The sequence below is a fragment of the Frankia sp. CcWB2 genome, assembly GCF_977927585.1.
This window is the reverse complement of record NZ_CDWRCM010000002.1, coordinates 36552-41593: the sequence shown is the minus strand read 5'-3', so window position 1 is coordinate 41593 and position 5042 is coordinate 36552. Positions and strand designations below refer to the sequence as shown.

Annotated in this window: 7 protein-coding genes; 5 read left to right on the top strand and 2 right to left on the bottom strand. The window is 72.6% G+C overall.

All coding sequences use genetic code 11. The annotated features are described in order from the left end of the window. Positions 1 to 658: ABC transporter permease (locus tag ACY45C_RS00920; RefSeq protein WP_462185779.1), on the top strand; the 658-nt coding region annotated here is incomplete at its 5' end. 171 nt (positions 659 to 829) lie between these two features. Next, positions 830 to 1285 carry an RrF2 family transcriptional regulator gene (locus tag ACY45C_RS00915; RefSeq protein ID WP_462185778.1) on the top strand — a complete coding sequence of 152 codons (456 nt, stop codon included), beginning with the start codon at positions 830 to 832 and terminating at the stop codon, positions 1283 to 1285. A 49-nt stretch (positions 1286 to 1334) separates the two neighbouring features. Here ACY45C_RS00915 and ACY45C_RS00910 read toward each other — a convergent pair whose 3' ends face one another. After that, complete coding sequence (locus tag ACY45C_RS00910) at positions 1335 to 1859, bottom strand: DUF4439 domain-containing protein (protein ID WP_462185777.1); 525 nt, start codon at positions 1857 to 1859, stop codon at positions 1335 to 1337. Beyond that, the gene (locus ACY45C_RS00905; RefSeq protein ID WP_462185776.1) at positions 1856 to 2506 is read right to left on the bottom strand and encodes a hypothetical protein; all 651 of its coding nucleotides are present in this window, start codon (positions 2504 to 2506) and stop codon (positions 1856 to 1858) included. The genes ACY45C_RS00910 and ACY45C_RS00905 overlap by 4 nt, the downstream gene beginning before the upstream one ends. 321 nt (positions 2507 to 2827) lie before the next feature. Between ACY45C_RS00905 and rimP the strand changes: the two genes are divergently transcribed. The 3 genes from rimP to ACY45C_RS00890 are packed head-to-tail and all read left to right on the top strand — an operon-like array spanning position 2828 to position 4975. After that, positions 2828 to 3604, top strand: coding sequence for a ribosome maturation factor RimP (rimP, locus tag ACY45C_RS00900; protein ID WP_462185775.1), 777 nt, complete (start codon positions 2828 to 2830; stop codon positions 3602 to 3604). Continuing rightward, positions 3601 to 4698 carry a transcription termination factor NusA gene (gene nusA, locus ACY45C_RS00895; protein ID WP_462185774.1) on the top strand — a complete coding sequence of 366 codons (1098 nt, stop codon included), beginning with the start codon at positions 3601 to 3603 and terminating at the stop codon, positions 4696 to 4698. The genes rimP and nusA overlap by 4 nt, the downstream gene beginning before the upstream one ends. A gap of 7 nt (positions 4699 to 4705) precedes the next feature. Continuing rightward, a complete protein-coding gene (locus tag ACY45C_RS00890) occupies positions 4706 to 4975 on the top strand; it encodes a YlxR family protein (protein ID WP_462185773.1) in 270 nt (89 codons plus the stop codon). Positions 4976 to 5042: the final 67 nt, after the last annotated feature.

Below are 5042 nucleotides of genomic sequence, written 5' to 3'. Positions count from 1 at the left end.
GGTGGGATCGTTCATCACCGCGGTGCAGACGATGCCCTCGATCGTCTGGTTCCCGCTCGCCGTCCTGCTGTTCAAGCTCAGCGAGTCCGCGATCATGTTCGTGGTGGTGCTCGGGGCGGCGCCGTCGGTGGCCAACGGCGTCATCTACGGCGTGGACTACGTGCCGCCTCTACTGGTCCAGGTCGGCCGCAGCATGGGCGCGCGTGGCCTGTCCCTCTACCGGTACATCGTGGTACCGGCGGCCCTGCCCTCGGTGCTCGCGGGCCTGAAGCAGGGCTGGGCGTTCGCCTGGCGCAGCCTGATGGCCGGCGAGTTGCTGGTCATCGTTCCGGGGCATCCGTCCGTCGGGGCCGACCTGCAGAATGCCCGCGAACTGCTCGACACGGTCGGGGTACTGGCCTCGATGATCACGATCTTCGTGGTCGGGGTGCTCATCGATGCCGGATTCAACGCGGTGGACCAGCGGATGCGGCAGCGCCGTGGGCTGGTTGCGGAGGGTACGACGGCGGTCCGGGCGGCTCGGCGTCGCCGGGGCGGCAGCGCCGGCGGGTCCGCCGCGGCCGGTACAAAGGAGGTGGCGGCGGTCGGAGCCGCCACCACGGCCACCTCCTCCGCCGACGGCGGCACGGACGCCCCCCATCCCGAGAGGGCTGGCTGAGGAAGTTCCCGATTCCCCGGCCGGCAGGTTCGTTGGCTGGCAGGTTCGTTGGCCGGCAGGCTCGTTCGACCGAGCCGGCGGCGGGAACAGCGCCCGTTGGCGCGGGGCCGCGCCTCGCCCGCTGCCGACCCGGCCCACCCATTCGGCGAGGACCGGCGGCAGAATGGATGCATGCAGATCTCCGCTCGCGCCGACTACGCATTGCGCGCACTCCTGACGTTGGCCGCGAGCAACGGTCGGCTCGTCAAGGGCGAGGCGCTTGCCGCGGCGCAGGATCTGCCGCTGCGCTTCCTCGAGAACATCCTCACCGATCTACGCCGGGCGGGGCTGGTCCAGAGCCGCCGGGGCGCGGACGGGGGATACCAGCTGAGCCTTCCTCCCGACCGGATCACCATCGCCACGGTGATCCGGGCGACCGACGGTCCGCTCGCCAGCGTGCGAGGCCGGCGTCCCGAGGACACGAACTACGACGGCGCGGCCAAGAACCTGCAGGATGTGTGGATCGCGGTTCGGGTGAACCTGCGGCGGGTGCTGGAGGCCGTGACCCTCGCTGACGTGGCGAGTGGTCAGCTTCCGGACATCGTGACCACCCTCGGCGGCGACCCCGACGCGTGGGTCACCCGCTGACGGGAGCGGCCCGCTTCCTGGAGCGGGCCCGGCCTCCCTGGACGCCAGGTCACGTCCCCGGTAGCGCGCGGCTCGCGGCCGCCAGCGGCATGCCGGCCGCGATGCGGGCCCGCTGCGCGCGTACGGCGGTGCCGGTCAGCGCGTCCAGGGCCAGCGCACGGACGTCCCCGACGAGCACGGTGACGGCGTCGTGGGCCGCCATGGCGCAGGCGTCCTCGATCCTGGCCAGGAGGGCCAGTGCCGCCCCGATTCCCTCCGGTGCGACGGGGAGTCGATAGGCGGGCAGTGCCGGTGGCGCCTCCCCGCCGCGGGCCCGGATCGCGGTGATGAGGTCGTCGCGCAGCGCCTGGTGCGCCAGATAGCTCAGTCGTGCGAGCTCACGCGCCTGCGCCGCGGCCGGGTCGAGCGGCGCGAGGGCACCTCCCGCCGCCGCGGCGGCGTAGACGGCGGCATGCGTGGCCGTGAGCATCGTGACCAGCGCCGCGACACCCGCGGGATCCGGGTGGTCGGTTGCGGCGGTCGATTCCGTGGGGGTCGCCGACGCCGGATCGCCCGGTGGTGTGCCGGCGGTCATCCGGACACCCGGCTCGCAGAGATGGCCAGCAGCTCCGCATGCGCGGTCCCGGCGGCGCACATGCTCGCCAGCAGGGACGCGAGCGGACCGCCCGCGCGCAGGCAGTCGGTGCGGGCCGCGTTCGTCGCCGCACCCTCCATCCCGGTCAGGGAGGCGATGGTGGCGGCGCGGGCCGTGGGTGACTCGTCGACGAGCTGCGCCGTTCCCGCCGTCCCGGCGCCGTCGCGCCCGATCGTCCGGGTCGGCATGGCCGCCTGGGTCGGCATGGCTGCCTGGGCCGGGGTGGCTGCCTGGGCCGGCGTGGTCGGTGCGGAGCCCGGGAACTGTTCGGCCAAGGTCCGGAGCTGGACTTCGTGATGGGCCCGCAGCGTGTCGAACAGGGGACGCAGGGACGGGTGGCGCTCGGCCGCCGTCCGGTATGCCGCGGCCAGCGCGGTCGCCCGGACGGCGGCGGCCCTCGCCGCCCGGCGGTCGTCGCCGCCCAGGCTCACTGCGGGACCGGTCCGGTTCGTCGCGACCGTGGTGCTGCACCCGGCGGCCTCGAATCCGGTAAATCCGGTGAGGGTGAGGCCGGTCAGCCCGGCGAGGACCCGTCGTCGGGAGGCGTGGGTGAGGTTCGCCGGATCCACCGTCGCAGCTTCGCACATCCCCTGCTGTCGTCCGGACCGCCGTGTGGTCCGCGCGGCCTGATCCGGTTACCCCCGGGTCGCGACGGACTCCGGTCGGGGCGGACGTAGGCTATGGATCTCACCCGGGATGCCGTTCGCCCCTGTGACGGCCCAGCCCGGCGGGACCGTCGGCGGTCGGTCCTCGTTGTTCGACGGTGCCGCAGGTCGGGTCGACGAGGGTCGCACGGCTTGATGGCGCCGGCCGAACCTGGGTATCGCCCCCGGGGGATGACAATGTGGCGGCCGGCCTACGGCGTGGGGAGCGGCGTCGTGGGTCCGGCGGATGATCAGGCATCGCGGATGCGGGAAGGGACGGTCGAAGTGGCAGGGGCGGGGGAGGCCGGCCGCGCGCGCGACCGGAGCCCATCCGGATCGGCCCGCGGGCGCGGCGGCGTTCGGACGGCGCTGCGGGCTCGGCTGGCGGCCGGCCTCGCCGACGCGGGTTTCGATCTCGAGGATGTGACGGTGGCACGGGCCGGATCGCGCAGCGTGGTGCGGGTGGTGGTGGACCGCGACGGCGGAGTCGACCTGGACGCGGCCGCGGACGCCAGCCGGCTCGCCTCCGAGCTGCTCGACGCCGCCGAGACCGACGGCCAGGGCCTGGTCGCCGGGCCTTATGTTCTCGAGGTCACCTCACCGGGCGTCGAACGGCCGCTGACCGAGCCTCGGCACTGGCGCCGCGCGATCGGCAGGCTTGTCACGGTACGTGATCGAGACGGCATCGTCCTCGCCGGGCGTGTCCTCTCCGCCGACGAATCGGGGGCGGACCTGGCGGTGGCGACGGATCCCGCGCGGCCCGGACGCCCCCCGCGCCGGCGGCTTGCGCGGGTGACCTTCGTACAGGTGGCCCGGGCTACTGTCGAGGTCGAGTTCTCGGCCGAGGCGTATGATGATCTTTCTGTCGAGTCGGTGGAGACGCCGTCTTCGTCCGCCGCGTTGGTGGAACCCGGCGAGACAGCCGATCTCGGGTCTGGGGAGCCGGGCGACGATCTTCCGGCGGCGCCGGGGAGGGAATCCAATGACGACGGCCGGGAGGCCGGCCCCCGGGGCGCGGCCGGTAAGGAGATGACCCGGTGAAGCTCGACGTGGCCGCGCTGCGCGGAATCGAGCGGGAGAAGGACATTGCCTTTGACACCTTGGTGCAGGCGATGGAGACGGCACTGCTGACGGCCTATCACCACACGGCCGGGTCCGCGCAGGACGCCCGGGTGGTGATCGACCGGACGACCGGAGATGTCTCCGTCCTCGCCCGGGAACGGGGTCCGGACGGCACCAGCCGGGAGTACGACGACACCCCGGCGGACTTCGGGCGGATCGCGACTATGACCGCTAAACAGGTGATCATGCAGCGGCTGCGCGAGGCCCAGCAGGAGGTCACCTACGGCCAGTACGCTGACCGGGAGCACGAGATCGTCTCCGGTGTGGTGCAACATCACGAACAGCGGGCCGGCTCCAGGGTCGTGCTCGTCAATCTCGGCACCGTCGAGGGTGTCCTGCCGCCGGCCGAGCAGGTTCCCGGCGAGCGGCTCGAGCACGGTGACCGGATCAAGTGTTATGTGGTGCACGTCGCGCGGGGGCAGCACGGACCCACGGTGACGTTGTCCCGCACCCATCCCGAGCTGGTGAAGGGGCTGTTCCGGCTGGAGGTGCCCGAGGTCGCCGACGGCACCGTGGAACTCGCCGCGATCGCCCGCGAGGCTGGGCATCGCAGCAAGATAGCGGTGCGGTCCCGGGTGGCCGGGGTCAACCCCAAGGGCGCGTGCATCGGGCCGATGGGCAGCCGGGTGCGTGCCGTCATGGCCGAGCTGCGGGGCGAGAAGATCGACATCGTCGACTGGTCGGCCGACCCGGCAACCTTTGTCGGGAGCGCGCTGTCCCCGGCCCGGGTGGCCCGGGTCGAGGTGACGGACCCGGCGAGCCGCTCGGCGCGGGTGGTGGTGCCCGATTACCAGCTGTCGTTGGCCATCGGTCGCGAGGGGCAGAACGCCCGGCTCGCCGCCCGGCTGACGGGGTGGCGCATCGACATCCACTCTGACACCGAGGACTCCGGCGAGGGCGGTGGGAGCGGATCCGAACGGGGCTCCGCTGGTGCGCCTCGACGATCGGGACCAGCTGCGGTACCGCGGCGATCGCCTGCCGCGGGTGGCCATTCTCGGGGCCGAGCGGGATAGACTTGCGATGGCGCGTCGTGCGGAGCCCGTTCGTACCTGTGTCGGATGTCGAAGCCGTGCGCCGAGTTCTGACCTACTGCGTATCGTTGTAGAAGGCGGCGAGCTTCTGCCGGATGCTCGTCGTCGGATGCGCGGTCGGGGTGCGTACGTGCATCCCGATCTTGCATGCCTCGATCTCGCGGAGCGTCGCAAGGCGTTCCCACGGGCATTGCGGGTGTCGGGCCCGCTCGGATCGAAGCAGGTCAGGCTGTATCTGGAGCGGCTTTGCCCGCGGTAGCCGGTCCCTCCGGGGCCGGTCCGCCGTAGTCGCGCCAGGCACAGGGAGATATCAGGCACAGGAGATA